Genomic DNA, 26,533 nt, shown 5'->3' on the forward strand with positions numbered 1-26,533 from the left:
AGATCGTACATTTTGTGGTCCGGCCCAGCGCTCTTGCACGCTTGCCGTTAGCGTATGCCCGGCGGCTTTTCTCCAGGAAATGAAGCTATGTCTCAGTCCCAGTCTGCGGGCGCTCAGCCATCGCGGCTGATCGTCTTTTTTATTCTGACCCTACCGCCGCTGCTGTGGGCCGGCAACTTCATCATCGGACGCGCGGTGCGTGACGAGATCCCGCCGGTGACGCTCACCCTGGTGCGCTGGCTGATCGCGCTGGTCTGTATCCTGCCCTTCGCCCTGAAATACATCCGCCGGGATGCCGTGCGCTATCGGGCGTTTCCCCTGCGTATCGTCGCCATTTCTCTCAGCGGGATCGTTTTCTTCAGTCTGCTGACCTATATCGGACTGCATCACACTTCCGGCACCAATGCGCTGCTGCTCAACTCCTGTATTCCGGTGTTAATCATGCTGTTCGCCGGTCTCTTTTACGGCCAGCCGCTGAGGCTCTCTCAGGCGATGGGCCTGCTGATTTCATGCTGCGGCGTGCTGGCCATTATTTTCCACGGCGATCTGACGGGCCTGCTGTCGCTGTCTTTTTCGTCCGGCGACCTGATGCTGCTGGGCGCGATGGCCAGCTTCTCGCTGTATACGCTGTGGCTCAAAAAAATTCCGCCCGAAGTGAGCCGCCTCGGGCTGCTGGGCGTGCAGGTGATAATCTCGCTGCTCACCATATTTCCCCTCTGGCTGTGGGAGATGAATAGCGGCGCGAGCGCGGTTTGGGATCGCACCACGCTGTCGGCGGTCCTCTATCTGGGGATCTTTCCGTCTTTTGTCGCCTACCTGCTGTTTGGCCGCGGCGTAACGTTAGTCGGCGCGGAGCGAGCCGGGCTGACCATCCATCTGATCCCCGTGTTCGGCGTGGCCCTGTCGGTCCTGTTTCTGGGCGAACAAATCCATCTTTATCATCTGGTGGGGATCGCCACCATTTTTGCCGGCATTACGCTGGCGAGCCGCAAATCGATAACGCGCTAGCCGTGTCAGAACACGAAGTGAAATGAAGGATAAGGCGGGAAGATACTGGAGAAACACAGGCGCCCCACCGGAGCGAAGCGCCTGAAGGGAGTGCGGTCCGGCAAAACCGGCCCCACTTTTGCAACGGATAGACTAGTCCTTGTCACCCAGCAGAACGGATTCAAGCGCGATTTCAATCATCTCATTGAAGGTGGTCTGACGCTCTTCCGCCGTGGTGACTTCCTGAGTACGGATATGGTCGGACACGGTGCAGATCGCCAGCGCCCTGGCGCCGAATTCAGCCGCAACGCCGTAGATGCCCGCCGCTTCCATTTCTACGCCCAGCACGCCGTACTTCTCCATGACGTCGAACATCTGCGGATCCGGCGTATAGAACAGGTCGGCGGAAAACAGGTTACCCACGCGCACCTTAACGCCGCGCGACTTGGCCGCGTCTACCGCATGACGCAGCAGATCGTAGTCGGCGATCGCCGCGAAGTCGTGATCCTTGAAACGCATGCGGTTCACTTTGGAGTCGGTGCAGGCGCCCATGCCGATAACGACATCGCGAACCTTCACGTTTTCGCTGACCGCGCCGCAGGAGCCGATACGGATAATTTTTTCCACGCCGAACTCGGTGATCAGTTCTTTCGCGTAGATAGAACAGGACGGGATGCCCATACCGTGTCCCATCACCGAAATGCGGCGGCCTTTATAGGTCCCGGTGAAGCCCAACATGCCGCGCACGTTATTCACTTCTACCGCGTCTTCCAGAAAGGTCTCGGCGATATATTTTGCGCGCAGCGGGTCGCCCGGCATCAGTACCACGTCCGCAAAATCACCCATTTCAGCATTAATGTGAGGCGTAGCCATCCTTATTGTTCCTTTTCATCAGCGTAAATATTCGTTGTTCCGTCAGCCTACCGGCTCACAGCATTGAGGTTCCATAGTCCATCGGCGAAACGCCGAAATAGCTCGCCACGGTCTGCCCGATATCCGCAAAGGTGGGGCGATGACCGCGCGATCCCGGCTGCACCTGCGGACCGTAAATCAGTACCGGTACGTGCTCACGCGTGTGATCCGTACCCGGCCAGGTGGGATCGCAACCGTGGTCCGCGGTCAGGATCAGGATGTCCCCTTCACCGACCTTCTCCATCAGCTCAGGCAACCGGCGGTCGAACTGCTCCAGCGCGGCGGCATAGCCAGATACGTCGCGGCGGTGGCCGTAGGAAGAGTCGAAGTCGACAAAATTAGTAAACACGATCGTATCGTCGCCAGCGGCGTCCATTTCCTTCAGCGTGGCATTAAACAGCGCGTCCAGACCGGTCGCTTTGACCTTTTTGGTGATGCCGACGTTGGCGTAGATATCGGCGATCTTACCGACCGACACCACGTGGCCGTTTTTCTCATCCACCAGCTTTTTCAGCACGGTAGGCGCCGGCGGCTCTACCGCCAGGTCGTGACGGTTACCGGTGCGTTGGAAGTTGCCCGCTTTATCCCCTACGAACGGACGCGCAATCACGCGGCCAATGTTGTAGCCGCCCTCGGTCAACGCTTCCCGCGCGATTTCACACAGCGCGTACAGGTTATCCAGCCCGTAGGTTTCTTCGTGGCAGGCGATTTGGAATACCGAATCCGCCGAGGTGTAGAAGATCGGCTTGCCGGTCTTCATGTGTTCTTCACCCAGCTCATCCAAAATCACCGTGCCGGATGAATGGCAGTTGCCGAGATAGCCGGGCAGGTCGGCGCGCTCGACCAGCAGGTCCAGCAGCGGCTGAGGGAAACTGTTTTTCGTGTCGTGGAAATAGCCCCAGTCAAACAGGACCGGGACCCCGGCGATTTCCCAATGACCCGACGGCGTATCTTTCCCCGAGGAGATTTCACTGGCGTGGGCATAAGCCCCGATAATGTCAGCCTGCGCATCCAGACCTGCCGGGAAGCAGCCGGTTGATGCTTCCGCCGCCTTGCCCAGACCCAGGCGGCTCAGATTCGGTAAAGACAGTGGTCCCTGACGTCCTTGATCGGCGCGGCCTTCAGCACAGGCCTGCGCGATGTGGCCCAACGTATCCGAACCGACGTCGCCAAACCGCTCGGCGTCGGCGGCGCTGCCGATGCCAAATGAATCCAGCACCATAATAAATGCACGCTTCATGTCACTCTCTCCTGCGTTCTTTTCTGGGGCCCTGCTCCACACACTCTTCGACAGCGTCGACATCTGAGATGTTCAACCGGCGATAAATCATCGGGTGCGCCTCCGATGCCCGGTCGCTCACCGTCACCGCTGCCTGAATTTGCTGTGCGGCCTGCTGCCATTGCACTTCGGTATTGGCATGAATAATGGCCAGTGGACGCTGAGAATCCACGTGTTCTCCCAAGCTAACCATGTCGCTCAATCCCACGCTATGGTCAATAGTATCATCTGGCCGCAGGCGTCCACCACCCAGTGATACCACTGCCATACCCAAGGCGCGGGTATCCATAGAGGCAATGACGCCGTCGCGTTCGGCGAAAACGGGTTTACTCAGCGTGGCGGGCAACAGATAGCGCTCATAGCGTTCGACGAAATCGGCCGGACCGCCCTGCGCGGCCACCATACGGCCAAAGACCTCCGCCGCCCGGCCGTTTTCCAGCACCGCAGTGAGCTGTCGCCGGGCATCTTGCGCCGAGTCGGCCAGATTCCCCGCCACCAGCATCTCTTCGCACAGCGCCATCGTAACCTCGAACAGCCGCGGATTTCGCTGCGCGCCGGTCAGGAAGCGCACGGCTTCCCGCACTTCGAGCGCATTGCCGGCGCTCGATGCCAGCACCTGATTCATATCGGTCAACAGCGCGCTGGTTCGGCACCCGGCGTGATTGGCGACGCCAACGATAGCTCGCGCCAGCTGCTCTGACTCCGCGTAGGTCGGCATGAACGCCCCAGAGCCGACCTTGACGTCCATCACCAGCGCATCCAGTCCTTCCGCCAGCTTTTTCGCCAGAATAGAGGCGGTGATAAGTGGGATCGTATCAACGGTGGCGGTGGTATCGCGCGTGGCATAGAAGCGACGATCCGCCGGTGCCAGCGAATGGGTCTGCCCAATGATCGCGACCCCAACCTGCTGAATCATCTCCCGAAAGCGATTATCGTCCGGGTAAATATCCAGGCCGGGAATGGACTCCAGTTTGTCAAGCGTACCGCCGGTATGCCCCAAACCTCTGCCGGAGATCATCGGTACATAGCCGCCGCAGGCGGCCACCATCGGTCCCAGCATCAGCGAGGTCACATCACCCACGCCGCCGGTGGAATGTTTGTCCACCAGCGGTCCGTTCAGATTGAGGGATCGCCAGTCCAGCACCGTGCCGGAGTCGCGCATCGCCAATGTCAGCGCCACGCGTTCATCCATGGTCATATCATGGAAATAGATGGTCATCGCCAGCGCCGCAATCTGCCCCTCCGACACGGTATTGTCGCGAATACCGTTGACGAAATGGCGGATCTCCTCCTCGCTGAGCGAGTGTCCGTCACGTTTCTTACGAATAATTTCTGGGATTAACATCAAGGTAGCGCCTCCTACCCGTTCTTCCGTACTCTCTCGCTGTACTGAGCGGGGTGCCGCCGGCAGAGTCAGCCGGCGTTAATCACTAATAATCCCTGCGTGCGGTTTCGGTATCGCGCCCCAGCGTATTCAGCAAGCTGCTTAACAGTCCGGAAGCCCCGAAACGGAAGTGCCGCGCATCCGCCCAGCCCGCGCCCATAATGCTCTCTGCCAGCTGCAAATACCGTGCCGCCTCTTCAGCGGTGCGCACACCGCCAGCCGCTTTGAATCCCACCCGATCGCCGACGCGCATGTCTTTGATCACGTTCAGCATGACCTCCGCACTATGCAAGGTGGCGTTAACAGGCACTTTGCCGGTCGACGTTTTGATAAAGTCGGCACCCGCGTTAATCGCGATTTCACTGGCCTGTCGAATGAACGCGTCCTCTTTAAGCTCACCGCTTTCGATAATGACCTTCAGCAATACCTGGTGTTCTACGCACGCCTGCTTACAGGCTTGCACCAAATCAAAACCGAGCCGCATTTCCCCCGCCAGCATCGCCCGGAACGGAAAGACCACGTCAACTTCATCCGCGCCGTAGGCAATCGCGGCGCGGGTTTCCGCCAGCGCTATCGCCACATCATCGTTGCCATGGGGAAAATTGGTCACCGTCGCGATACGGATCTCCGGCGTACCCTGATCGCGCAGCGCCTTGCGCGCCAGCGGAATAAAGCGGGGATAAATACAGATCGCGGCCGTATGCCCGGCAGGAGTGTTTGCCTGCCGACACAAAGCGACCACCTTTTCGTACGTATCGTCATCGTTCAGGGTCGTCAGATCCATCAGCCCCAGTGCGCGCTGCGCGGCAGCGGTTAAATCAGTCATATCGCCACTCCCATTGTCAGTCGGCGGTGCTCCATCGTCCGCTTGTCACGTTTATCGACAGAAAAGAGATCGAACGTCGTATCACCGATAAAAAAGAAGCCTTGCTACTGCCGCTATTGGACCACAGTAACGTGAATAACGTGTGAAGACGCTTCCCAGAAATAACAATAAGTCACAAAACGAAGACTCGCTATCCCCGTTTTCGCAACAAAAGGCCTCGCGTTCAACCGCTGTTGAGCGTTTATCTCGCGTTTCCCTACCGGATGGTTCCCTGCGCCGGGAATATAACCTGTATTGACGGCGTTTATATTCACGGGAGCTACGGGAGAAATAAAAAAACCAGGGGTTTATGGCCCCCCAAATCGCCGATTATAAATCTTGAAACCGATTCAGATTAACAGTAATTAATAGCCGTTCCATTCCTGGGATATTTCAATAAGGATGTTATTCGTGAAAAAAATTACTCTCTCTATTTGTGGTTTATTGCTGCTCTCCACCATCGCTGGTCCCGTTATGGCGACAAAAAGCGGGCTTGTGATTAATACACCGAAGGATGATTTGGCGACGTGCTGTATCGCTGATGAGTGCCTCTCCTGCTATTGAGTTCATTATAGAATGAAGGGGCGCAAGCGGCCTCTTCATCCATACCAAGCCAAAGAACGATGAATACCGTCTCGCTCGACCTCCATATAAACTTCGATGCTGCGCCTCTTCTTATCCACACGGCTAAAAGCTTATATTGTCGATCGCACTGTTAAGGATAATGACAAAATCAGGATGACGCGGTAAAAAAAGTATTAACTGGAAACCCTCAACAACATTTACGCTTTGACTGATAAAGACAGAAAATATTGATTTAACCTATATATTCAACATATTTATGCCTCTGTTTATGTTTTATTGAAGATCCCTAAAATGATCATGAAATAATGGAAAAGACGCCAATGTCGCGGCAATAAATAAACGATGACGTTCCTGCCATCATGAACTTTATTGGCGATTCATCATTATCCGTAACCCACATAGCGAAGGCATTCACCTTTAGACGCAGAACACCGTAAAATACACGTTTAGTTTATCTTTGAACGAGAAAGCCACGACGATGCAGGATGCTCCATCACCAGGCTGGTTTGTCTATATGCTGCGTACAGCCGGCGGCATGCTGTATACCGGCATCACCACCGATACCGCGCGCCGTTTGGCTCAGCATCAGGCGGGCAAAGGCGCCCGCTCGCTGCGCGGAAAGGGCGAACTCTCTTTGGTATATCAGTGTGAGGTAGACAGTCGCTCCATTGCGCTGCAGTGGGAATATCGCATCAAACAGCTGAGCAAGACGCAGAAAGAGCGGCTGGTTCGCGACCAGCCAGAGTCTATCGCCCGCTTTTTAGCCGAATTTAAATGCGATTGAACGGATCGGCGAATGCCACTTTTCCGCTGACGCCCTGAAAGTGATTGTCCGCCAGCGGGTAGATCTGGAAGGTCGATGAGGGACCTTGCCGGCAGCAGCAGAGCTGATGTTCCGACGCCGCGACAAAGCCAAAACGGGAAAAATAAGCCGGGTCGCCGAAAACGACCACCGCGGCGTAGCCGAATTCATTAAGCGAATCCAGACCTGCATACACCAGATGCTCACCCAAGCCTTGCTTTCTCAGGCTTTCATCGACCGCCAGCGGCGCCAGTCCGACCCACTGAAGCTCTTCCCCTTCAATGCTGACCGGACTGAAGGCGGCATAGCCGACCACACCGCCCTCATCATCCGTCGCCACCATGCCTAAGGTCAACTGACCGTTTTCACGCAGCGCTTGCACCAGTTCGGCCTCAGCCGAAGTAGGAAATGAGTATCGAAGCAGACGATCGATCCCCGGCGCATCGACAGGAATTTCAACACGGATTAGCATGACGCCGGCGCATGTGCCGTCGCCTGCTCCGCGCCCTCCCGCAGTCCCGACTCAACGAAGTCCGCCAGCTGCAGCAGCGCAACACGCAGCGGAGTCGGCATGCTTTCCAGCTCGACGGCATCCATCAGATTCTTCACGTACAGTCCCAGTTCCGTATCCCCTTCGATACGCAGACGACGCTGGAAGAACAACGTATCGGGATCTTCTTTACGCGCCGCGATCAGAATCAGATCGTTGGCATCGGCGCTGAACGTGACTTCTGCGACTTCATTGCGGCTGACCTGCAGACGACCGTCGCGCTGGGTCATAAACCAACACAGCCCCATATCCCGGACTTCAATTTGCAACCAGCGATCTGCCAAAAACGTCAGATCGCCATCTTCCAGCGCCTGACGGAACTGCCACTGCAGCAGTTGCTCCAATATCCGGCGCTGCAGGGAAAAGGGCGTGAACGCTAACGGTTTGCCCAAAAATCTCGGCCCCTGACGCACTATTTGCGCCCGTAGTTGTTCCAGCACTGGCGTACTCCTCTAAAGCTAAAGCGATATAGACGACACGATACTCTGACATCATTTTGCCACATTGCCGACTCGCGACGGCGGCTTACATCAACAATGTAGCCGGTTATCGTCAAATCACGATATACGCGCGTCTGCTATATTATTTTCATCACACTATATACTGGTTCAAATCAAAGTGTTGCCACAACGGGTTAACTAAGATGCCTTTTCGTCAGCATTTTTAATTGACTGATAACCTGCTTCATCAATCAGACGACATCATTGATCGCCTCCGTTTAAATATGACGAAGGCCTTGATGAGTGAAGGAATAGGTATGGAATTACTTTGCCCCGCCGGTAATTTGCCGGCTCTAAAAGCCGCTATTGATAATGGTGCAGACGCGGTGTACATCGGGCTTAAAGATGATACCAACGCACGACATTTCGCCGGACTTAACTTTAACGATAAAAAATTGCAGGAAGCCCGCAGCTACGTGCATCAGCATAAGCGCAAACTGCATATCGCCATCAATACCTTCGCCCATCCAGACGGTTTCCAACGCTGGCAACGCGCCGTGGATAGCGCCGCGCAGGCGGGTGCAGATGTCCTGATCCTGGCGGACCTGGCTACATTGGAATACGCAGCGGAACGCTATCCGCATATCGAACGCCACGTTTCCGTGCAAGCCTCGGCCACCAACGAGGAGGCTATCCGTTTTTATCAAAAACATTTCGACGTGGCGCGCGTCGTACTGCCGCGCGTGCTGTCTATCCATCAGGTCAAACAGCTTGCCCGCACCAGCCCGGTGCCGCTGGAGGTTTTCGCTTTCGGCAGTCTGTGCATCATGGCGGAAGGACGCTGCTACCTCTCTTCCTATCTGACCGGTGAGTCGCCCAATACCGTGGGCGCCTGTTCTCCGGCGCGATTTGTGCGCTGGCAGCAGACCGACAAGGGGATGGAGTCTCGCCTGAATAATGTGCTGATCGACCGCTATCAGGAGAACGAAAACGCCGGCTATCCCACGCTGTGCAAAGGTCGTTATCTGGTGGACGGCAAGCGCTACCATGCGCTGGAAGAGCCGACCAGCCTGAATACGCTCTCGCTATTGCCGGAACTGATGGCGGCGAATATCGCCTCAGTGAAGATCGAAGGACGCCAGCGCAGCCCTGCCTATGTCAGCCAGGTCACGCGGGTGTGGCGTGAGGCGATCGACCGCTGCAAGGCATCCCCAGAACGCTATGCCCCCACCCCCGAATGGATGAACGCCCTGGGTGCCGTCGCCGAAGGCACGCAAACCACGCTGGGCGCATATCACCGTGAATGGCAGTAGTCAGGAGAACACTATGAAGTATGCATTGGGAGCCATCCTTTACTATTGGCCCAAAGCAGATATTGAAGCCTTTTATCGGGCCGCCATGTCCAGCAGCGCGGATATCGTCTATCTCGGGGAAACCGTATGCAGCAAGCGCCGCGGCATGAAAGTCAACGACTGGCTGGAACTCGCTCGTGAAGTGTCCGCCAGCGGCAAACAGGTGGTCATTTCCACGCTGGCGTTGCTGCAGGCGCCCTCAGAGCTGAACGAGCTCAGGCGTTACGTCGAAAACGGCGACTTTCTGTTAGAGGCCAACGACCTCGGTGCCGTCAACATGGCAGAGGAGCATCATCTGCCGTTTGTCGCCGGGCATGCATTGAACTGCTACAACGCCTATACGCTGAGACTGTTGCATAAACAAGGGATGGTCCGCTGGTGTATGCCGGTAGAATTATCGCGCGACTGGCTGCAGCATCTGCTCAACCAGTGCGACGAACTCGGCTTGCGCGATAAGTTCGAAGTTGAAGTGCTGAGCTACGGTCATCTGCCGCTGGCCTACTCCGCCCGCTGTTTTACCGCGCGATCGGAAAATCGACCCAAAGATGAGTGCGAAACTTGCTGCATTCATTATCCGCAGGGCCGCAAGGTGATGTCGCAGGAAAATCAGCAGGTGTTCGTGCTCAACGGCATTCAGACCCAGAGTGGATATTGCTATAACCTCGGCAACGAGCTGGCCTCTATGGAGGGGCTCGTGGATATCATCCGGATCTCGCCGCTCGGTATAGAAACGCTGGACGTGCTCGATCAGTTTCGCGCCAACGAACACGGCGCACAGCCGCTGCCGTTGCATCAGGAGAAAGAATGTAACGGGTACTGGCACCGTCTGCCCGGCCTGGAGCTGGTAGACTGACCTCGCCGGAGGCTCTAAACGCCGGGGCATCCGCACGCCTCATCCGCTACTACCGCTGAATATTGCGTACTATGATTGTTCGATAATATTTTGCGGTTGGCCTGCTCCCGGGTTGGCCCTTAACCCGGTGAATCATGCCTATGTCACAACAACCTGTCACTTTTTCCGTACTGGATCTGGCCCCCATTCCTGCTGGAGCAACACCGCGCGACGCCTTTCACCGCTCTCTGGACTTAGCTAGGCATGCAGAGCAATGGGGATATCACCGCTACTGGCTCGCCGAGCATCACAATATGACCGGTATCGCCAGCGCGGCCACCTCCGTTCTGCTCGGCTATCTGGCGGCAGGCACCGAACACATTCGGCTAGGCTCCGGCGGAGTCATGCTGCCCAACCATGCGCCGCTAGTGATCGCCGAACAGTTCGGAACGCTGGAATCCCTCTATCCAAGGCGCATCGATCTGGGACTGGGGCGCGCGCCGGGCAGCGATCGCCGCACCATGATCGCTTTGCGGCGTCATTTAAAAGGGGAAGAGGATGATTTCCCTGCGGATGTTCAGGAATTGCAGCGTTATCTGGCCCCGGCACAGCCGGATCAGACGGTGCAGGCCGTACCGGGTCAGGGTCTTAACGTACCGATCTGGCTGCTGGGCTCCAGCCTGTATAGCGCGCAGTTAGCCGCTGCGTTGGGGCTGCCGTTTGCTTTCGCCGCCCACTTTGCGCCGGATATGCTGATTCAGGCACTGCAACTCTATCGCGATAGATTCCAGCCTTCCGCGCAACAGTCGCAGCCCTACGCGATGATCTGCATCAACGTCATCGCTGCGGAGAGCATCGCCGATGCTCGTTTCCTGTTTACATCGCAGCAGCAGCAGTTCATCAATTTGCGCCGTGGCGTGCCGGGGCCGCTGCCCGCGCCGGTACAAGAGATGGATGACGTTTGGACGCCGGCCGAACAACTCTCGGTTGAACAGACCCTGCGGCTTTCCATCGTGGGCGATCGCTCACAGGTACGTCATGGGTTACAGATGCTGCTGAGGCAAACTCAGGCGGATGAGTTGATGATCAACGCCTCGATCTTCGACCATCAGGCCAGACTGCGTTCATTTGAAATAGTAGCGGGATTACAGCAGGAAGTGATGCGGGAAGCGCGGATCGACTGACAAAAAAAACCAGCCCGGAGGCTGGCTTGATGCGTGTGACTACGTTAGTCCAGATGATTACGTGTTGGACGGCTGACGTGGCACGCGGCTTCCGCGACGTTCACCACCGCCTTCACGACGTTCGCCGCTAAAAGAGCGACCACGGCCGCCGTTGCCCGGACGAGCACCGTTAGGACGATCGCCGAATGAACGACCACCACGGCCACCTTCACGACGCTCGTGTGGCTGAGCATCGCCCAGAAGCTGCATGTTCATCGGTTTGTTGAGAATACGCGTGCGCGTGAAGTGGGACAGCAGGTCGCCCGGCATCCCTTTCGGCAGCTCAATCGTAGAATGAGTACCGAACAGCTTGATGTTACCGATGTAACGGCTGCTGATGTCGCCTTCATTTGCAATCGCGCCCACGATGTGACGAACTTCAACACCATCATCGCGGCCCACTTCAATGCGATACAGTTCCATATCTCCGACATCACGACGCTCGCGGCGCTGCGGACGGTCACCGTCACCGTCATGCGCATTATCGCGGCCACCTTCACGACGACGGTCGAAACGATCGTCACGATCGCGCATTTCACGACGCGGACGGCGATCGAATACCGGATCCGGCGGAAGGATCAGCGGACGTTCGCCCTGCGCCATCTTCAGCAGTGCGGCAGCCAGCGTTTCCATATCCAGCTCTTCCTGCGGCTGCAGTTTAGCCAGCAGCGCGCGGTACATATCCAGATCGCTGCTTTCCAGTTGAACTTGAACCTTGGCGGCAAACTTGGCCAGGCGGCGTTCGCCCAGCAGTTCTGCGTTCGGCAGTTCCACTTCAGGAATGGTCAGCTTCATGGTGCGTTCAACGTTACGCAGCAGGCGACGTTCGCGGTTATCAACGAACAGAATCGCACGACCGGCACGTCCCGCACGACCGGTACGGCCGATACGATGAACGTAAGATTCCGCATCCATCGGGATATCGTAGTTCACGACCAGGCTGATGCGGTCAACATCCAAACCACGTGCAGCAACGTCAGTCGCAATCAGAATATCCAGACGACCATTTTTCAGACGTTCCAGCGTTTGCTCACGGAGAGCCTGGTTCATGTCGCCGTTAAGCGCGGCACTGTTATAGCCGCTGCGCTCCAGCGCTTCAGCCACTTCCAGCGTCGCGTTTTTGGTACGAACGAAGATAATCGCGGCATCAAAATCTTCCGCTTCAAGGAAACGGATTAGCGCTTCGTTTTTACGAACGCCGTGAACCATCCAGTAGCTCTGGCTGATATCGGGACGCGTCGTCAGACTTGACTGGATACGCACTTCCTGCGGATCCTTCATGAAACGACGGGTAATACGACGAATCGCTTCCGGCATCGTAGCGGAGAATAGTGCGGTCTGATGTTCAGCCGGGATCTGCGCCATGATGTTTTCTACGTCTTCGATGAAGCCCATACGCAGCATTTCATCGGCTTCATCCAGTACCAGACCGCTCAGGTTGGACAGGTCCAGCGTGCCGCGTTTCAGATGGTCGAGCAAACGACCCGGCGTACCGACCACAATCTGCGGTCCCTGACGCAAAGCGCGCAGCTGTACGTCATAACGCTGGCCGCCGTACAGGGCAACCACGTTGACGCCGTGCATATGTTTAGCGAAGTCATTGCATGCTTCAGAGACCTGAACCGCCAGCTCACGGGTCGGCGCAAGCACCAGAATCTGAGGCGCCTTTATCTCAGGCTTCAGGTTATTCAGTAACGGCACCGCAAATGCGGCGGTTTTACCGCTGCCTGTCTGTGCCATACCCAGCACATCGCGACCATTCAGCAGGTGAGGAATACATTCCGCCTGAATCGGCGAAGGCTTTTCGTAGCCCAGATCGATCAGGGCATTAATAATCGGAGCAGACAGCCCCAAATCGGCAAAAGAGGTTTCAAGCTTAGTCATGTACACGTGCCTCGTAGATGGCGGCCAGTCTACATAACTCGTCGAGAAAATTTTCAGTCATTTTCATTGAAAAGTGTGAACCGGCTCAAATTGGATTAAAAAGCGAACAAAAGAGCCCTCACCAGTGAAGGCGATGGAAATCGTTGTGATTCCAGGCTGAATATTGTTCGTCAGCTATTGCTGGTCCGATCCTGATAGGTCGTCTTGCTCTTGGCCTAACTGCGCCAATTCCAACAATGCATAGCGGTGCTCAACAAAGTTATGAACGTTGTTAGCCACCGTCAGCTTAAACAGCGCCGAAGCGGTGTCCTTGTCCCCCAGACTTAGGTAATGCTTACCTAAATAGAAGTCAGTTTCACTGAGATGCTCAGCGAGCGAAGTGTTATCCTTTGCTTCTTCCTGTAAGCGCTGCATCAGTGTCTTTTCACTGATTTCGCCCAGGTAGAATTCGACAATAGCCCATCCCCACACACCTTTCTTTGCTCCCTCGTAGCGCGTTCTTAATGCGCTTACGGCCTTATCCGGGTCGATTTCTTTCTCGACCAGATACAGCCACAGGGAACGGAAAGGATCATTGGGGTCGTCTCGATAAAACGCTAGCAGATCATCCTGCGCCAATTGGTACCGACCGCCGTAGTACAAAGCGATCCCCCGATTGAGACGCACATAATTATAAGTTGGATCAAGCTCTAGTACAGAATCAAACGCTTCATAGGCAGCATCAAAATTGCCTGCCTGCGTTAAGTAAATCCCCAGATAATTAAAGACCTCTGGGATGTCGGGACGGATAGAAAGCGCTTGTGAAAAATCATTTCGCGCTAATGCCCGTAGCCCCAAGCTATCATACAGCACTCCGCGCTCATATAACAGCTGTGCTCGTTCATCAGGAGTGAGCGCTCGGCTGGCCAGGATTTGCTCCATACGAGCCAGAATGACTTCCTGCTGCAGCGTCGGCTGCAACGGGACCGCCAAAACGGCATTTTTGCGCCAATCCATGCTGCTGCATCCTGCCAGCATGAGTGCTGCCGCGACATAACACCAGCGCAAGAAAGGCTTCATTACCCACTCCCGAAGAAGACAAACAAAGGATGAACATCCTGTCCCCCGACGGTTTCTATAAGGATATCCTTCCCCATCATACACGCAGCTCCTTAACTCAGTAAGGAGCTGCCAAACGATTATCCGTTATTCTTCGCCGGAGGCTGCCGCAGGCTCTTGGGATGTAGGAGTCGCTTCCTTCATACTCAGGCGGACGCGCCCCTGACGGTCTACTTCCAGTACCTTGACGGGAACTTCCTGACCCATTTCCAGATAATCAGTCACTTTCTCAACACGCTTGTCGGCGATCTGAGAAATATGAACCAGACCTTCTTTACCGCCGCCGATGGCCACAAACGCGCCGAAGTCAACGATACGGGTCACTTTACCTTGGTAAATACGGCCGACTTCGATTTCTGCGGTGATCTCTTCGATACGACGAATCGCGTGTTTTGCTTTTTCGCCGTCGGTGGAAGCAATTTTCACCGTACCATCATCTTCGATTTCGATTGTCGTACCCGTTTCTTCGGTCAGAGCACGGATGACCGAGCCGCCTTTTCCGATAACGTCTTTAATCTTGTCAGTGCTGATTTTGATGGTATGGATACGCGGTGCGAATTCAGAGATATCGCCACGCGGCGTGCTGATCGCCTCTTCCATCACACCCAGGATGTGCAAACGCGCACCCTTCGCCTGGTTCAGGGCCACCTGCATGATTTCGCGGGTGATGCCTTCAATCTTGATGTCCATCTGCAGCGCGGTAACGCCATCTCGGCTACCAGCGACTTTGAAGTCCATGTCGCCCAGATGGTCTTCATCACCCAGAATGTCAGACAATACGACGAAGTTCTCGCCTTCTTTCACCAGACCCATCGCGATACCGGCAACGGCCGCTTTGATCGGCACCCCCGCATCCATCAGCGCCAAAGACGCGCCACAGACGGAAGCCATGGATGAAGAACCGTTGGACTCAGTGATTTCGGAAACCACACGAACGGTGTACGGAAACTCGCTCGCCTTCGGCATAACGGCCAACACGCCGCGCTTCGCCAGACGGCCGTGACCAATTTCACGACGTTTCGGCGATCCGACCATGCCCGTTTCACCCACGGAGTAAGGAGGGAAGTTATAGTGTAGCAGGAAGCGGTCAGTACGCTCGCCGGTCAGTTCGTCAATCGTCTGCGCATCGCGTTCTGTACCCAGCGTGGCGGTGACCAATGCCTGAGTTTCACCGCGGGTGAACAGTGCAGAACCATGCGTGCGCGGCAGAACACCGGTACGGACGTCCAGCCCACGGATCATGTCTTTTTCACGGCCATCGATGCGCGGCTCGCCGCTCAGAACCCGGCTACGAACGACATTTTTCTCGATGCTGCCTAGGATATCGCTGATTTCACCTTCATCCAGCGTTTCGTCTTCGGCCAGCAGTGCGGCAGCGACGTCAGCTTTGATGATATCGATCTGAGCATAGCGCTCCTGCTTCTCGGTGATGCGGTAAGCGTCACCCAGACGAGATTCGGACAGCGCTTTAACGCGACTGTACAGTGTTTCATTTACTTCTGGCGCATGCCATTCCCATTTCGGCTTGCCCGCTTCAGCAACCAGAGAATTGATATTTTCGATGACAATCTGCTGCTGCTCATGACCAAAAACAACTGCGCCCAGCATTTGATCTTCGCTCAGCAGGTCTGCTTCTGATTCCACCATCAGCACAGCGCCTTCCGTACCGGCGACAACCAGATCCAGACGGCTCTCTTTCAGCTCATCAGTGGTCGGGTTCAACACGTACTGATCGTTGATGTAACCAACGCGAGCACAGCCGATCGGGCCATTGAACGGAATGCCAGACAGGCTCAGCGCGGCGGATGCGCCGATCATAGCGACGATGTCCGGGTTGACCTGTGGGTTCACAGAAACAACGGTAGCGATAACCTGAACTTCATTCAGGAAACCTTCCGGGAACAGTGGGCGAATAGGACGGTCAATCAGGCGAGAAATCAGTGTTTCGCCTTCGCTCGGACGGCCTTCACGACGGAAGAAACCGCCCGGGAAACGACCAGCAGCGTAAGTACGCTCCTGATAGTTGACGGTCAGCGGGAAAAATCCCTGACCCGGTTTCGGCTGTTTAGCGCCAACAACGGTAACGAATACCGCGGTGTCGTCCATGCTGACCATGACGGCAGCAGTAGCCTGACGAGCCATCATACCGGTTTCGATAGTGACGGTATGCTGACCATATTGGAATTTACGAATGATCGGATTTAGCAAAATTATATCCTTGTCACAGAGGGTTGCTGCGCCACTTATCTCGGACGCCACAAATCAGTTTACACCCGATCCAGCCACTACATCCTCGCGACTAATGACAATCTTCAATCTGCTCCCGGCAGAATAAAGTTTCTCATTAGCCGCGCGAATAGCTGTAATAACGGACCATTTTTATTTCAACAATACATTACTCTGTTTCAGCAACGTATCCTAGAAGAAAGGGGCCATAATAGGCCCCTTTCTACTGAAACTCGTCGGATTAACGACGCAGACCCAGACGCTCGATCAGGCTGGTGTAGCGTGCTACTTCTTTACGCTTCAGGTAGTCCAGCAGCTTACGACGCTGAGAGACCATGCGCAGCAGACCACGACGGCTGTGGTGATCTTTTTTGTGCTCAGCAAAGTGACCTTGCAGGTGGTTGATCTGTGCGGTCAGCAGTGCAACCTGAACTTCGGTAGAACCGCTGTCGTTAGCATCACGACCGAAATCTGCAACGATTTTTGCTTTAGCTTCAACGCTTAGAGACATAGTAGAACTCCAATAATTTTATATAAGATAAAAAGGGTGCCGATCTCTAATTCAGCGACCCGGTACTTGAGCCGCGCTATTCTACCCGCAGTATAAGACGATAGCAAGGCGGTCAAACGGCCTCTGGCTCGGGATATTCGACCACCAGACGACGAGGTGCGACCCGACCTTCTTCATCGATGGTGCCCATACCGATAAACTTCCGCGCGTCGCCTTCTGTGATGCGAACCATTCCCGAATCTGGGGCGTTGATGGAACGTACCGCCTGTCCCAATTTCAGGTAACCGGCCACGACTTCCGGCAAATTAACCTCAGGAAATTCCTGAACAGCGCTGTCCATAGGCAAAAGCAAGGGATCAAGCAGCGCGCTGACAGGCTGTTCTTCGGCAGCGGCACGTTCGACCAATGCTCGCAGCTGCCCTAAGGTCACCATCCGTTCTACCGGATACGTCGCCACCTGGAGACGGCGCAAATAAATCACGTGAGCGCCACAGCCAAGTTTCTCACCCAGATCGTCAATGATAGTACGGATATAGGTGCCTTTCGAACAGTGAATCTCCAGCTCCAGTTCATCCCCTTCCCAGCGAATCTGCTGCAGCTCATACACCGTGATTTCACGCGCTTCGCGAGGAACGGTCTGCCCCAAACGGGCATATTCGTACAGCGGGCGTCCCTGATATTTCAGGGCAGAGAACATCGACGGAACCTGCGGGGTTGTACCGCGGAATCCATCTAACGCCTGTGCTAACGCCTCAGGGGTGAACGTGACTGGGCGCTCTTCGACGACGTTACCGTCAGCATCCGACGTATCCGTCCGCTGGCCCAATCGAGCAATTACGCGATAACGCTTGTCGGAGTCCAGCAGATGCTGGGAAAACTTAGTCGCCTCACCTAAACAAATCGGCAGCATGCCCGTCGCAAGCGGATCCAGCGCGCCAGTATGCCCTGCCTTGTTGGCATTGAAGAGACGTTTAACCTTTTGCAGCACATCATTGGACGATGTTCCCTGCTGTTTATCCAGCAGCAGAACGCCATGAACGTCCCGGCCGCGACGACGAGGACGCCCCATCACTCCTCCCGATCTTCGTCCGAAGAAGAGGAAGAGCGACGCTCGGCATCTTTTCTGACGACATTGGTCACCAAATTCGACATACGCATACCTTCAACCAATGAGTTGTCATAGGAGAACGTCAGCTCAGGCACCACGCGCAGGCGCATTGCTTTCCCCAGCAGTACGCGGATAAATCCGGAAGCGTCCTGCAATGCTTTAATGCCGGTTTTTACCTGCTCCGGCTCGTTGTCGTTCAGAAAGGTCACGAAAACTTTGGCGTAAGCCAGATCGCGGGACATTTCAACACCGGAGACCGTCGCCATGCCTACGCGCGGATCTTTAACTTCGCGCTGCAGAATGATGGCGATCTCTTTTTGCATTTCCTGCGCCACACGTTGTGTGCGGCTATATTCTTTTGCCATGATAAACCTCACGGAAAAATGAGGGGGCACTAGGCCCCCTCAACGGAAAAATAGAATGATGTGGTGATGGAAGCATTACGCAATAGAGCGTTTAATCTCAATAATTTCAAATACTTCAATCATATCGCCGGAGCGAACATCGTTGTAGTTCTTCACACCGATACCACATTCCATACCGTTACGAACTTCGTTGACGTCATCTTTGAAACGACGCAGAGATTCCAGCTCGCCTTCGTAGATAACGACGTTATCACGCAGTACTCGGATCGGGTTATGACGTTTAACCACACCCTCGGTCACCATACAGCCTGCGATTGCGCCGAATTTCGGTGATTTGAACACGTCACGAACTTCAGCCAGACCAATGATTTCCTGTTTGTACTCAGGTGCCAACATACCGCTCATCGCCTGCTTCACTTCATCAATCAGGTCATAGATGACAGAGTAGTAACGCAAATCCAGACTTTCTGTTTCAACGACTCGACGAGCGGAAGCGTCTGCACGCACGTTAAAGCCCAGCAGGATAGCGTTGGATGCCGCAGCCAGCGTAGCGTCGGTTTCAGTAATCCCACCCACGCCGGAGCCCACAATTTTGACTTTTACTTCGTCGGTGGACAGCTTCATCAGAGAGTCGGAAATCGCTTCGCAAGAACCCTGAACGTCAGACTTCAACACAATGTTCAGTTCAGAAACTTCGCCTTCACTCATGTTCGCAAACATGTTTTCCAGTTTGGATTTCTGCTGGCGAGCCAGTTTAACTTCGCGGAATTTCCCCTGACGATAGAGTGCCACTTCACGAGCTTTCTTCTCGTCCCGCACCACTGTTGCTTCGTCACCAGCTGCCGGCACGCCGGACAAGCCCAGGATTTCGACAGGAATGGACGGACCCGCGGAGGCAACTTCACGCCCCAATTCGTCACGCATCGCACGAACACGACCATACTCGAAGCCACACAGGACGATATCGCCTTTGTTCAAGGTCCCTTCACGAACCAGGACTGTGGCAACCGGACCACGACCTTTATCCAGGAAGGATTCGATAACCGCGCCGCTTGCCATACCGTTGCGGATAGCCTTCAGCTCCAGCACTTCTGACTGCAGCAGAATGGCATCCAGCAGTTCATCGATACCCGTCCCCGATTTAGCAGAGACGTGTACGAACTGGCTTTCGCCGCCCCAGTCTTCAGGCATGATGCCGTGCTGAGACAGTTCGGTTTTGACGCGGTCCGGATCGGCTTCCGGCTTATCGATTTTGTTCACGGCAACCACCACCGGCACTTTAGCCGCTTTGGCATGCTGAATAGCTTCGATAGTCTGCGGCATCACGCCATCATCTGCGGCAACAACCAGAACGACGATATCTGTCGCCTGCGCACCACGTGCACGCATTGCAGTAAACGCGGCGTGTCCCGGGGTATCCAGGAAGGTAATCATGCCGTTGTCGGTTTCTACGTGATATGCACCAATGTGCTGAGTAATACCACCCGCTTCGCCGGAAGCGACTTTGGTAGAGCGGATATAGTCGAGCAGCGACGTTTTACCGTGGTCGACATGACCCATGATAGTGACGACAGGCGCACGCGGTTCGGCAGCGGCGCCAGTATCACGATCGCTCATCAGCGCTTCTTCCAGCTCATTTTCACGGCGCAGAATCACTTTGTGCCCCATTTCTTCAGCAACAAGCTGAGCCGTTTCCTGATCGATAACCTGGTTGATGGTCGCCATTGCCCCCAGACGCATCATCGTTTTGATGACCTGAGAGCCTTTAACGGCCATCTTGTTCGCCAGTTCAGCCACCGTCACCGTTTCGCCAATCACGACATCGCGGTTCACCGCCTGGGCAGGCTTGTTAAAGCTCTGCTGCAGTGTACTGGGTTTACGTTTGCCTTTACCACCGCGAGTCACGGCGCGAGCTTCCTCGCGATCGGCTTTGGATTCAGACAGGCGGTTGCCTTTCTTCTGCTTGGTCGCTTTACCGCCGCGAGTGCGGGCACGACGTTCGCCTTCAACCTTACGATCGTTTTCATCTTCGGCTTCACGGGCGTGATGAGACGTCGTTACGTGGTAGTCAGAAGTTTCGGTTTCGTCTTTCTGATTTTCCCAACGACCGGCGTTTTCTTCGGCCATGCGGCGAGCTTCTTCTGCAACGCGACGGGCTTCTTCTTCAACCTTCTGGCGTGCTGCTTCTTCCGCTTTGCGCTTAAGCTCTGCTGCTTCGGCTTCGCGACGCGCTTTCTCAGCCTGCGCTGGTTTGGTCATGGTGTTGTTTTGTTGATTGGTCACTTTTTCTTTTTCCGCTCCGTCGCGCTCAGCTTTGTCGGCGGCCTCACGTTTGGCTTGCTCTTCAGCAGCGCGCTTCGCTTTTTCAGCAGCTTCGCGCTGGGCTTTTTCTTCAGCCTCGCGTTTAGTCTGCTCTTCAGCAGCGCGTTGTGCCTGTTCTTCCGCTTCACGCCGCGCCAGCTCTTCTTCGGAGGTCTGCTGACCATCGAGAGAATCACGTTTTACATAAGTGCGTTTCTTGCGGACTTCGATCTGTACCGCTTTACTCTTACCACCGGTACTTGGAACATTCAATGTACTGCGTGTTTTGCGCTGCAGCGTCAGTTTTCCTGGCGCACTACCGCGTTCACGGTTCAGGTGCGCCAGCAAACTCTCTTTCTCATGCTGGGTCACAGAATCTGATGCGGACTTGGTTATACCGGCATCAGCAAACTGCTGTATCAGGCGGTCAACCGGAGTCTGAATCTCTGCGGCCAGCGATTTTACGGTTACATCTGTCATGCTGTTCCTTTCCTGCTACAGTTCGTTATTCGTTGTTGTCGCCAAACCAACAGATATTGCGCGCGGCCATAATCAGCTCACCCGCTTGCTTCTCATCAAGCTCTTCAATATCTGTCAGATCATCGACACCCTGCTCAGCAAGATCTTCCAGCGTACATACGCCGCGTGCAGCCAGAGCAAACGCCAGCTCACGGGACAAACCAGGCAGGTTTAGCAAATCCTCAGCTGGCTGGCCGTTACCGAGACTTTCCTCGCGGGCCAACGCCAATGTGGTCAACGCTGCCTTCGCACGGTCACGCAGCGCTTCAATCGTTTCTTCATCCAGCCCGTCGATTTCAAGGAGTTCTTTTATCGGCACATAGGCCAGCTCTTCTAAGGTAGAGAAACCTTCTTCTACCAGAACGGTTGCGAACTCTTCGTCGATGCTCAGATGCTTGGTGAAGACATCAATCGCAGCATGCGCTTCGGCCTGGTGCTTGGCCTGCAGGTCTTCGATTGTCATCACGTTCAATTCCCAGCCGCTGAGCTGTGATGCCAAGCGAACGTTCTGACCGTTGCGACCGATTGCCTGAGCCAGATTTCCAGACTCTACGGCGATGTCCATGGTGTGATTGTCTTCATCTACCACGATGGAGGCAACATCTGCTGGCGCCATGGCGTTAATGACGAACTGGGCTGGATTGTCATCCCACAGGACGATATCGATACGCTCACCGCCCAGTTCACTGGAAACGGCCTGGACGCGCGCGCCGCGCATCCCCACACAGGCACCGACTGGATCGATACGTTTGTCGTTGGTCTTAACGGCAATTTTAGCGCGTGAGCCCGGATCGCGAGCGGCAGCTTTAATTTCGATAACTTCTTCACCAATTTCGGGTACTTCGATACGGAACAGTTCGATCAGCATTTCCGAGCGTGAGCGGCTGACGAACAGCTGAGCGCCTCGCGCTTCGGGACGAACCGCATACAGTACGCCGCGAATGCGGTCGCCAGGGCGAAAGTTTTCGCGCGGCAGCATATCTTCACGGCCGATAACCGCTTCGGCGTTGCTGCCAAGATCCAGAGCGATGTTATCGCGGGTGACTTTCTTGACCACGCCGGTGACGATCTCGCCTTCTTGCTCACGGAACTGCTCGACTACCATGGCTCGCTCGGCTTCACGCACTTTCTGTACGATAACCTGCTTGGCGGTTTGGGTTGTGATACGGTCAAAGGTGACAGATTCAATCTGATCTTCAACGTAGCCGCCCAGCTCAATGCTCGGGTCTTCAAATTGCGCTGCTTCCAGCGTAATCTCGCGGGTGGGTTGAGTCACTTCATTTACGGCGACCCAACGGCGGAACGTATCAAAATCGCCGGTTTTACGGTCGATGCAGACACGCACGTCAATTTCCTGCTCGTATTTTTTCTTGGTTGCCGTTGCCAGTGCGATTTCCAATGCTTCGAAAATCTTTTCACGCGGAACAGCTTTCTCATTGGAAACTGCTTCAACAACAGCCAGAATCTCTTTGTTCATCCTAGTTGCCTCATCCAAACTTTAAAAGTGGGGTACCAGATTCGCTTTCTGGATGTTGCTCAGCGCGAACACTTCATCTTTGCCTTCCACCGTTACCATGATCATCTCACCTTCAACGGCTTTGATTATTCCCTGCCATTTACGGCGGTTCTGGACAGCCATACGCAATACCAGACTCACTTCTTCACCGAGGAAACGTATGTAGTGTTCGGCCGTGAATAAAGGACGATCCAGACCTGGCGAAGATACTTCCAGGTTATAGGCCACGATGATCGGATCTTCAACATCCAGCACCGCACTGACCTGATGGCTGACATCAGCACAATCATCAACAGTGATCCCATCGTCACTATCAATATAGATACGCAGCGTCGAATGGCGACCCCGGACGAACTCAATGCCCACCAGCTCAAAGCCTAATGCTGCAACGGGTGCTGAAATCATCTCTGTTAACTTTTGCTCTAATGTGGACAAGCCCACCCCCAAGACATAAAAAAAGGGCTTAATAGCCCAGTAATTCTGTTGTCAGATAACAAAAAACCCCGATATACGGGGCTTTATGCAACTGGACCCTATTACCACGGATAACCGCAGTACAACTTTCCATTAAGAATTCTTTCAAAACCGACTGTGGAATCAATAGAAACTTACTGAACAGCTTTGAAAGAAAACCTGCAGGAAAGTTAGTTGGTTGCGGGGGCCGGATTTGAACCGACGACCTTCGGGTTATGAGCCCGACGAGCTACCAGGCTGCTCCACCCCGCGTCCGAAAACGTGGCAAATACTACGCCGATAACCGCAAAAAAACAAGTTATCTCTAGGATTGGTACCGAGGACGGGACTTGAACCCGTAAGCCCAATTTGGGCACTACCACCTCAAGGTAGCGTGTCTACCAATTCCACCACCTCGGCATCGCTTCTTACTTTTAATGCTGGCAACAATATCTGTTGCCGGGTCGCGCTGTATTACTTGGGAATATCGCTCGACGGCATAGCTGGTGCCGTATTCTGCTGAGATTTAGCCGGTTCAGGCTGACTTAAACTTTCCCACTCACTGCCTTTTGGGCTGTGATTTGAGCTCATATTGCCCAGAATAAGACTGATGACAAAGAACAGCGTTGCCAGAACAGCCGTTGTACGGGTCATGAAATTGCCGGAGCCGTTTGAGCCAAACAGAGTAGCCGACGCGCCCGCCCCGAACGAGGCACCCATATCGGCACCTTTACCTTGCTGCAGCATGATCAATACAACCAGACCAATAGATACGAGCAGGAAAATAACTAAAAGCGCTTCGTACATAGATGTACCTATTACTTTATCCCCAATTCTTTCATGAGGATGCTGAATTCTTGCGGCTTAACCGCTCGCTATCCGCAGTCGGAATACAGAAGCTATCCCATATAAAGCGGGTTTGAATACTAACTAAAGCATTCTGTCTAAGCAAGGCTAATTTGGCTTGCGATGATTGATTGGGGAAAAAATCGGCGACGGGATTGACATCTCCGCGGATACTTTAGCTATCTGGCTGATAATAAGAATATTAAACGCCATCGACGAATACACGAATTTCGCCGATGGCATCACCATTCCAAAGGTGAAATTTAGCCTACTGCTTTCACTGCGTCGGCAATCGCATTAGCGAAAGAAGCCACTGTAGCCTCATCTTCACCTTCCACCATGACACGAATTAGCGGTTCGGTGCCCGACTTACGTAACAGAACACGACCTCGGCCGCCGAGCTGTGACTCCGCATCCAGCGCGGCCTGTTTGACCTCGTCGCTTTCCAGCGGATCATGTTCGCCGACGAAGCGGACGTTGACCAGCACCTGAGGGAACAGTTTCATCCCGCTACACAAATCGTGCAAAGTCATGTGGTTGCGGGCCATTGCGGTCAATACCTGCAACCCCGCGATAATACCGTCACCGGTGGTCGTTTTATCCAGCAGGATGACGTGGCCTGAATTTTCAGCGCCAATACGCCAACCTTTGGACTGCATTAGTTCTAAGACATATCGGTCCCCGACCTTCGCCCTAGCAAAGGGAATGCCAAGCTGTTTCAAAGCAAGCTCCAGGCCCATATTGCTCATCAGCGTACCGACGGCGCCGCCGCGGAGCTGGCCCTGACGTAATCCCTCGCGTGCGATGATATACAGGATTTGGTCGCCATCGACTTTGTTACCCTGATGGTCGACCATAATCAGGCGATCGCCATCGCCGTCAAAGGCCAAGCCCACATCGGCCTTTTCCTCGACAACCCGACTCTGAAGCTGTTTTACATCCGTCGCGCCGCACTCTTCATTGATGTTCATTCCGTTGGGATTACAACCAATCGTGATCACCGTCGCACCCAACTCTCTCAGTACGCTGGGAGCAATGTGATAAGTCGCGCCGTTGGCGCAATCCACCACGATTTTAAGACCATTAAGATTAAGCTCGCTGGGAAACGTTCCTTTGCAGAATTCAATATAACGACCCGCCGCATCCACAATACGGCTTGCCTTACCGAGTTCAGAAGATTCAACGCAGGTGATGGTTTTTTCCATCTCAGCTTCAATCGCTTCTTCAACTTCGTCAGGCAATTTAGTGCCGTCAATGGAAAAGAACTTAATGCCGTTGTCGTAAAATGGGTTATGGGAGGCAGAGATCACGATACCGGCTTCAGCCCTGAAGGTGCGAGTCAGGTAGGCGACAGCCGGCGTGGGCATCGGTCCGGTAAAGGACGCGGACAACCCCGCGGCAGCTAAACCCGCTTCCAATGCAGATTCGAGCATATAACCCGAAATTCGGGTGTCTTTACCTATGATGATCTTTCTGGAGCCATGTCGTGCCAAAACCTTTCCGGCCGCCCAGCCCAGCTTCAATACGAAATCGGGGGTTATGGGAGAGTCACCGACTTTGCCACGAATACCGTCAGTACCAAAATATTTACGGCTGCCCGTCATCTTTTATTCCTTAGCTGAAAGTGTAGCTTCAACAACACGCATAGCGTCCACGGTTGCTTTTACGTCATGAACTCGAATAATTCGGGCTCCCTTTAGCGCAGCGATTACTGCACAGGCGACACTGCCATGAACACGTTCCTTAGGGGGAACGTTAAGCAGTTGGCCAATCATTGATTTTCTGGACATCCCTACCAACAGCGGTAAACCAAATTGATGCAGACTCTCCATCTGAGCCAACAGGCTATAGTTATGCTGCAGGTTTTTGCCGAACCCAAATCCAGGGTCGAGTAATATTTGCTCGCGCGGAATTCCTGCAGCGATACAGCGGCCAAGATGATGCTCAAAGAAGGTGAAAACATCTTTCATCAGGTCATCGTAATGCGGGGCTTGTTGCATCGTTTGCGGCAATCCCTGCATGTGCATCAGGCACACGGGAAGTTGGGTCGCAGCAGCGGCATCCAGCGCACCAGGCTCCTGCAAAGATCGAACATCGTTAATGAGATGCGCGCCAGCGGCGGCGGCGGCTGTGATGACGTCCGGTTTTGAGGTGTCGACCGATATCCAGACGTCAAAACGCTGCGATAACGCTTCTACGACGGGCGCCACTCGATCCAGCTCTTCCGCAACGCTGACTTCATCCGCACCAGGCCGCGTTGACTCACCGCCAACATCAATAAACGTCGCGCCAGCCACGATCATATCTTGAGCATGAAACAAGGCTTTATCCAACGTGTTATGTTGACCGCCGTCGGAGAACGAATCCGGCGTCACATTCAGGATGCCCATCACCTGCGGGCAGGAGAGATCGATAATCGATCCCCGAGCGTTCAATTTCATTCCTTCTTCCTCAAAACCACAGCCCGCCCATGCCGTTATCGTTATGCCTGGACG

25 protein-coding genes and 2 tRNA genes are annotated in these 26,533 nt (G+C 54.5%); 6 read left to right on the top strand and 21 right to left on the bottom strand.

Features of this window, described 5'->3' with window-relative positions; all coding sequences use genetic code 11:
- The first annotated feature begins 87 nt into the window (after window positions 1-87).
- On the top strand, window positions 88-1,008 hold the full coding sequence (locus I6N93_RS13905; protein ID WP_085688384.1) for a DMT family transporter: 921 nt from the start codon (window positions 88-90) through the stop codon (window positions 1,006-1,008).
- Window positions 1,009-1,140: 132 nt separating this feature from the next.
- Here I6N93_RS13905 and deoD read toward each other — a convergent pair whose 3' ends face one another.
- The 4 genes from deoD to deoC all read right to left on the bottom strand — a co-directional run bounded on the left by deoD (window position 1,141) and on the right by deoC (window position 5,388).
- Entirely contained in the window at window positions 1,141-1,860 is a 720-nt protein-coding gene (gene deoD, locus I6N93_RS13910) for a purine-nucleoside phosphorylase (protein ID WP_085688386.1), read from the bottom strand.
- Window positions 1,861-1,915: 55 nt separating this feature from the next.
- Window positions 1,916-3,139, bottom strand: a complete 1,224-nt coding sequence (deoB, locus tag I6N93_RS13915) for a phosphopentomutase (protein WP_085688387.1) — start codon at window positions 3,137-3,139, stop codon at window positions 1,916-1,918.
- 1 nt (window position 3,140) lies between these two features.
- Window positions 3,141-4,526 carry a thymidine phosphorylase gene (gene deoA / locus I6N93_RS13920; RefSeq protein ID WP_085688389.1) on the bottom strand — a complete coding sequence of 462 codons (1,386 nt, stop codon included), beginning with the start codon at window positions 4,524-4,526 and terminating at the stop codon, window positions 3,141-3,143.
- An 82-nt stretch (window positions 4,527-4,608) separates the two neighbouring features.
- Window positions 4,609-5,388 carry a deoxyribose-phosphate aldolase gene (gene deoC, locus I6N93_RS13925; protein ID WP_085688391.1) on the bottom strand — a complete coding sequence of 260 codons (780 nt, stop codon included), beginning with the start codon at window positions 5,386-5,388 and terminating at the stop codon, window positions 4,609-4,611.
- Window positions 5,389-5,838: 450 nt separating this feature from the next.
- Here deoC and I6N93_RS13930 point away from each other — a divergent pair, with 450 nt between their 5' ends.
- Window positions 5,839-5,991, top strand: a complete 153-nt coding sequence (locus tag I6N93_RS13930) for a hypothetical protein (RefSeq protein ID WP_167459567.1) — start codon at window positions 5,839-5,841, stop codon at window positions 5,989-5,991.
- Between the two features lie 499 nt (window positions 5,992-6,490).
- A complete protein-coding gene (locus tag I6N93_RS13935; RefSeq protein ID WP_085688393.1) occupies window positions 6,491-6,796 on the top strand; it encodes a GIY-YIG nuclease family protein in 306 nt (101 codons plus the stop codon).
- Here I6N93_RS13935 and I6N93_RS13940 read toward each other — a convergent pair.
- Window positions 6,783-7,286, bottom strand: a complete 504-nt coding sequence (locus tag I6N93_RS13940; RefSeq protein WP_085688395.1) for a GNAT family N-acetyltransferase — start codon at window positions 7,284-7,286, stop codon at window positions 6,783-6,785. The genes I6N93_RS13935 and I6N93_RS13940 overlap by 14 nt on opposite strands.
- A complete protein-coding gene (gene ubiT / locus I6N93_RS13945) occupies window positions 7,280-7,804 on the bottom strand; it encodes a ubiquinone anaerobic biosynthesis accessory factor UbiT (protein ID WP_085688397.1) in 525 nt (174 codons plus the stop codon). The genes I6N93_RS13940 and ubiT overlap by 7 nt, the downstream gene beginning before the upstream one ends.
- 317 nt (window positions 7,805-8,121) lie before the next feature.
- On the opposite strand from ubiT, the gene ubiU reads away from it, so the two are divergent.
- The 3 genes from ubiU (at window position 8,122) to I6N93_RS13960 (ending at window position 11,172) form a co-directional block, all read left to right on the top strand.
- Window positions 8,122-9,117, top strand: coding sequence for a ubiquinone anaerobic biosynthesis protein UbiU (gene ubiU / locus I6N93_RS13950; protein WP_085688399.1), 996 nt, complete (start codon window positions 8,122-8,124; stop codon window positions 9,115-9,117).
- Window positions 9,118-9,130: 13 nt separating this feature from the next.
- Window positions 9,131-10,009: a U32 family peptidase gene (locus I6N93_RS13955; protein WP_085688401.1), complete on the top strand. Its 879-nt coding sequence runs from the start codon at window positions 9,131-9,133 to the stop codon at window positions 10,007-10,009.
- A 140-nt stretch (window positions 10,010-10,149) separates the two neighbouring features.
- Window positions 10,150-11,172 carry a luciferase-like monooxygenase gene (locus I6N93_RS13960; RefSeq protein WP_373853684.1) on the top strand — a complete coding sequence of 341 codons (1,023 nt, stop codon included), beginning with the start codon at window positions 10,150-10,152 and terminating at the stop codon, window positions 11,170-11,172.
- A 57-nt stretch (window positions 11,173-11,229) separates the two neighbouring features.
- Here the strand turns inward: I6N93_RS13960 and I6N93_RS13965 are convergent, their stop codons facing one another.
- The 15 genes from I6N93_RS13965 to folP form a co-directional block, all read right to left on the bottom strand.
- Window positions 11,230-13,095 carry a DEAD/DEAH family ATP-dependent RNA helicase gene (locus I6N93_RS13965; RefSeq protein ID WP_085688405.1) on the bottom strand — a complete coding sequence of 622 codons (1,866 nt, stop codon included), beginning with the start codon at window positions 13,093-13,095 and terminating at the stop codon, window positions 11,230-11,232.
- Window positions 13,088-13,162, bottom strand: coding sequence for a protein YrbN (gene yrbN, locus I6N93_RS17485; RefSeq protein WP_099049240.1), 75 nt, complete (start codon window positions 13,160-13,162; stop codon window positions 13,088-13,090). The genes I6N93_RS13965 and yrbN overlap by 8 nt, the downstream gene beginning before the upstream one ends.
- 107 nt (window positions 13,163-13,269) lie before the next feature.
- Window positions 13,270-14,154: a lipoprotein NlpI gene (gene nlpI, locus I6N93_RS13975; RefSeq protein ID WP_085688407.1), complete on the bottom strand. Its 885-nt coding sequence runs from the start codon at window positions 14,152-14,154 to the stop codon at window positions 13,270-13,272.
- 126 nt (window positions 14,155-14,280) lie between these two features.
- Complete coding sequence (gene pnp, locus I6N93_RS13980; protein ID WP_085688409.1) at window positions 14,281-16,401, bottom strand: polyribonucleotide nucleotidyltransferase; 2,121 nt, start codon at window positions 16,399-16,401, stop codon at window positions 14,281-14,283.
- A 259-nt stretch (window positions 16,402-16,660) separates the two neighbouring features.
- Window positions 16,661-16,930, bottom strand: a complete 270-nt coding sequence (rpsO, locus tag I6N93_RS13985) for a 30S ribosomal protein S15 (protein ID WP_026739644.1) — start codon at window positions 16,928-16,930, stop codon at window positions 16,661-16,663.
- A 112-nt stretch (window positions 16,931-17,042) separates the two neighbouring features.
- Window positions 17,043-17,999, bottom strand: a complete 957-nt coding sequence (truB, locus tag I6N93_RS13990; protein ID WP_085688411.1) for a tRNA pseudouridine(55) synthase TruB — start codon at window positions 17,997-17,999, stop codon at window positions 17,043-17,045.
- The gene (rbfA, locus tag I6N93_RS13995; RefSeq protein WP_085688413.1) at window positions 17,999-18,403 is read right to left on the bottom strand and encodes a 30S ribosome-binding factor RbfA; all 405 of its coding nucleotides are present in this window, start codon (window positions 18,401-18,403) and stop codon (window positions 17,999-18,001) included. The genes truB and rbfA overlap by 1 nt, the downstream gene beginning before the upstream one ends.
- A 75-nt stretch (window positions 18,404-18,478) precedes the next feature.
- Window positions 18,479-21,184, bottom strand: a complete 2,706-nt coding sequence (infB, locus tag I6N93_RS14000) for a translation initiation factor IF-2 (RefSeq protein WP_085688415.1) — start codon at window positions 21,182-21,184, stop codon at window positions 18,479-18,481.
- A gap of 25 nt (window positions 21,185-21,209) precedes the next feature.
- Window positions 21,210-22,700 (bottom strand): transcription termination factor NusA, encoded by a 1,491-nt coding sequence (gene nusA, locus I6N93_RS14005; protein WP_085688417.1) that lies wholly within the window; start codon window positions 22,698-22,700, stop codon window positions 21,210-21,212.
- A 21-nt stretch (window positions 22,701-22,721) separates the two neighbouring features.
- Window positions 22,722-23,174, bottom strand: coding sequence for a ribosome maturation factor RimP (gene rimP / locus I6N93_RS14010; protein WP_139829935.1), 453 nt, complete (start codon window positions 23,172-23,174; stop codon window positions 22,722-22,724).
- Window positions 23,175-23,388: 214 nt separating this feature from the next.
- Window positions 23,389-23,465 (bottom strand) — tRNA-Met (locus I6N93_RS14015).
- A 59-nt stretch (window positions 23,466-23,524) separates the two neighbouring features.
- A tRNA-Leu gene (locus I6N93_RS14020) sits at window positions 23,525-23,612 on the bottom strand.
- A 54-nt stretch (window positions 23,613-23,666) separates the two neighbouring features.
- The gene (gene secG, locus I6N93_RS14025; RefSeq protein WP_085688420.1) at window positions 23,667-23,999 is read right to left on the bottom strand and encodes a preprotein translocase subunit SecG; all 333 of its coding nucleotides are present in this window, start codon (window positions 23,997-23,999) and stop codon (window positions 23,667-23,669) included.
- Between the two features lie 302 nt (window positions 24,000-24,301).
- Window positions 24,302-25,642: a phosphoglucosamine mutase gene (gene glmM, locus I6N93_RS14030; protein WP_085688421.1), complete on the bottom strand. Its 1,341-nt coding sequence runs from the start codon at window positions 25,640-25,642 to the stop codon at window positions 24,302-24,304.
- 3 nt (window positions 25,643-25,645) lie between these two features.
- Window positions 25,646-26,479 carry a dihydropteroate synthase gene (gene folP, locus I6N93_RS14035; protein ID WP_085688423.1) on the bottom strand — a complete coding sequence of 278 codons (834 nt, stop codon included), beginning with the start codon at window positions 26,477-26,479 and terminating at the stop codon, window positions 25,646-25,648.
- Between the last annotated feature and the right edge of the window lie 54 nt (window positions 26,480-26,533).

This window comes from Lonsdalea populi, from assembly GCF_015999465.1.
Classification (GTDB): Bacteria; Pseudomonadota; Gammaproteobacteria; order Enterobacterales; family Enterobacteriaceae; genus Lonsdalea; species Lonsdalea populi.

What these genes read in the sequence shown, in the direction of transcription:
- I6N93_RS13905 (WP_085688384.1), top strand. Translation starts at nt 88, where the DNA reads ATGTCTCAGTCCCAGTCTGCGGGCGCTCAGCCATCGCGGCTGATCGTC.
- deoD (WP_085688386.1), bottom strand. Translation starts at nt 1,860, where the DNA reads ATGGCTACGCCTCACATTAATGCTGAAATGGGTGATTTTGCGGACGTG.
- deoB (WP_085688387.1), bottom strand. Translation starts at nt 3,139, where the DNA reads ATGAAGCGTGCATTTATTATGGTGCTGGATTCATTTGGCATCGGCAGC.
- deoC (WP_085688391.1), bottom strand. Translation starts at nt 5,388, where the DNA reads ATGACTGATTTAACCGCTGCCGCGCAGCGCGCACTGGGGCTGATGGAT.
- I6N93_RS13935 (WP_085688393.1), top strand. Translation starts at nt 6,491, where the DNA reads ATGCAGGATGCTCCATCACCAGGCTGGTTTGTCTATATGCTGCGTACA.
- I6N93_RS13940 (WP_085688395.1), bottom strand. Translation starts at nt 7,286, where the DNA reads ATGCTAATCCGTGTTGAAATTCCTGTCGATGCGCCGGGGATCGATCGT.
- ubiU (WP_085688399.1), top strand. Translation starts at nt 8,122, where the DNA reads ATGGAATTACTTTGCCCCGCCGGTAATTTGCCGGCTCTAAAAGCCGCT.
- I6N93_RS13955 (WP_085688401.1), top strand. Translation starts at nt 9,131, where the DNA reads ATGAAGTATGCATTGGGAGCCATCCTTTACTATTGGCCCAAAGCAGAT.
- I6N93_RS13960 (WP_373853684.1), top strand. Translation starts at nt 10,150, where the DNA reads ATGTCACAACAACCTGTCACTTTTTCCGTACTGGATCTGGCCCCCATT.
- I6N93_RS13965 (WP_085688405.1), bottom strand. Translation starts at nt 13,095, where the DNA reads ATGACTAAGCTTGAAACCTCTTTTGCCGATTTGGGGCTGTCTGCTCCG.
- nlpI (WP_085688407.1), bottom strand. Translation starts at nt 14,154, where the DNA reads ATGAAGCCTTTCTTGCGCTGGTGTTATGTCGCGGCAGCACTCATGCTG.
- rpsO (WP_026739644.1), bottom strand. Translation starts at nt 16,930, where the DNA reads ATGTCTCTAAGCGTTGAAGCTAAAGCAAAAATCGTTGCAGATTTCGGT.
- truB (WP_085688411.1), bottom strand. Translation starts at nt 17,999, where the DNA reads ATGGGGCGTCCTCGTCGTCGCGGCCGGGACGTTCATGGCGTTCTGCTG.
- rbfA (WP_085688413.1), bottom strand. Translation starts at nt 18,403, where the DNA reads ATGGCAAAAGAATATAGCCGCACACAACGTGTGGCGCAGGAAATGCAA.
- infB (WP_085688415.1), bottom strand. Translation starts at nt 21,184, where the DNA reads ATGACAGATGTAACCGTAAAATCGCTGGCCGCAGAGATTCAGACTCCG.
- nusA (WP_085688417.1), bottom strand. Translation starts at nt 22,700, where the DNA reads ATGAACAAAGAGATTCTGGCTGTTGTTGAAGCAGTTTCCAATGAGAAA.
- secG (WP_085688420.1), bottom strand. Translation starts at nt 23,999, where the DNA reads ATGTACGAAGCGCTTTTAGTTATTTTCCTGCTCGTATCTATTGGTCTG.
- glmM (WP_085688421.1), bottom strand. Translation starts at nt 25,642, where the DNA reads ATGACGGGCAGCCGTAAATATTTTGGTACTGACGGTATTCGTGGCAAA.
- folP (WP_085688423.1), bottom strand. Translation starts at nt 26,479, where the DNA reads ATGAAATTGAACGCTCGGGGATCGATTATCGATCTCTCCTGCCCGCAG.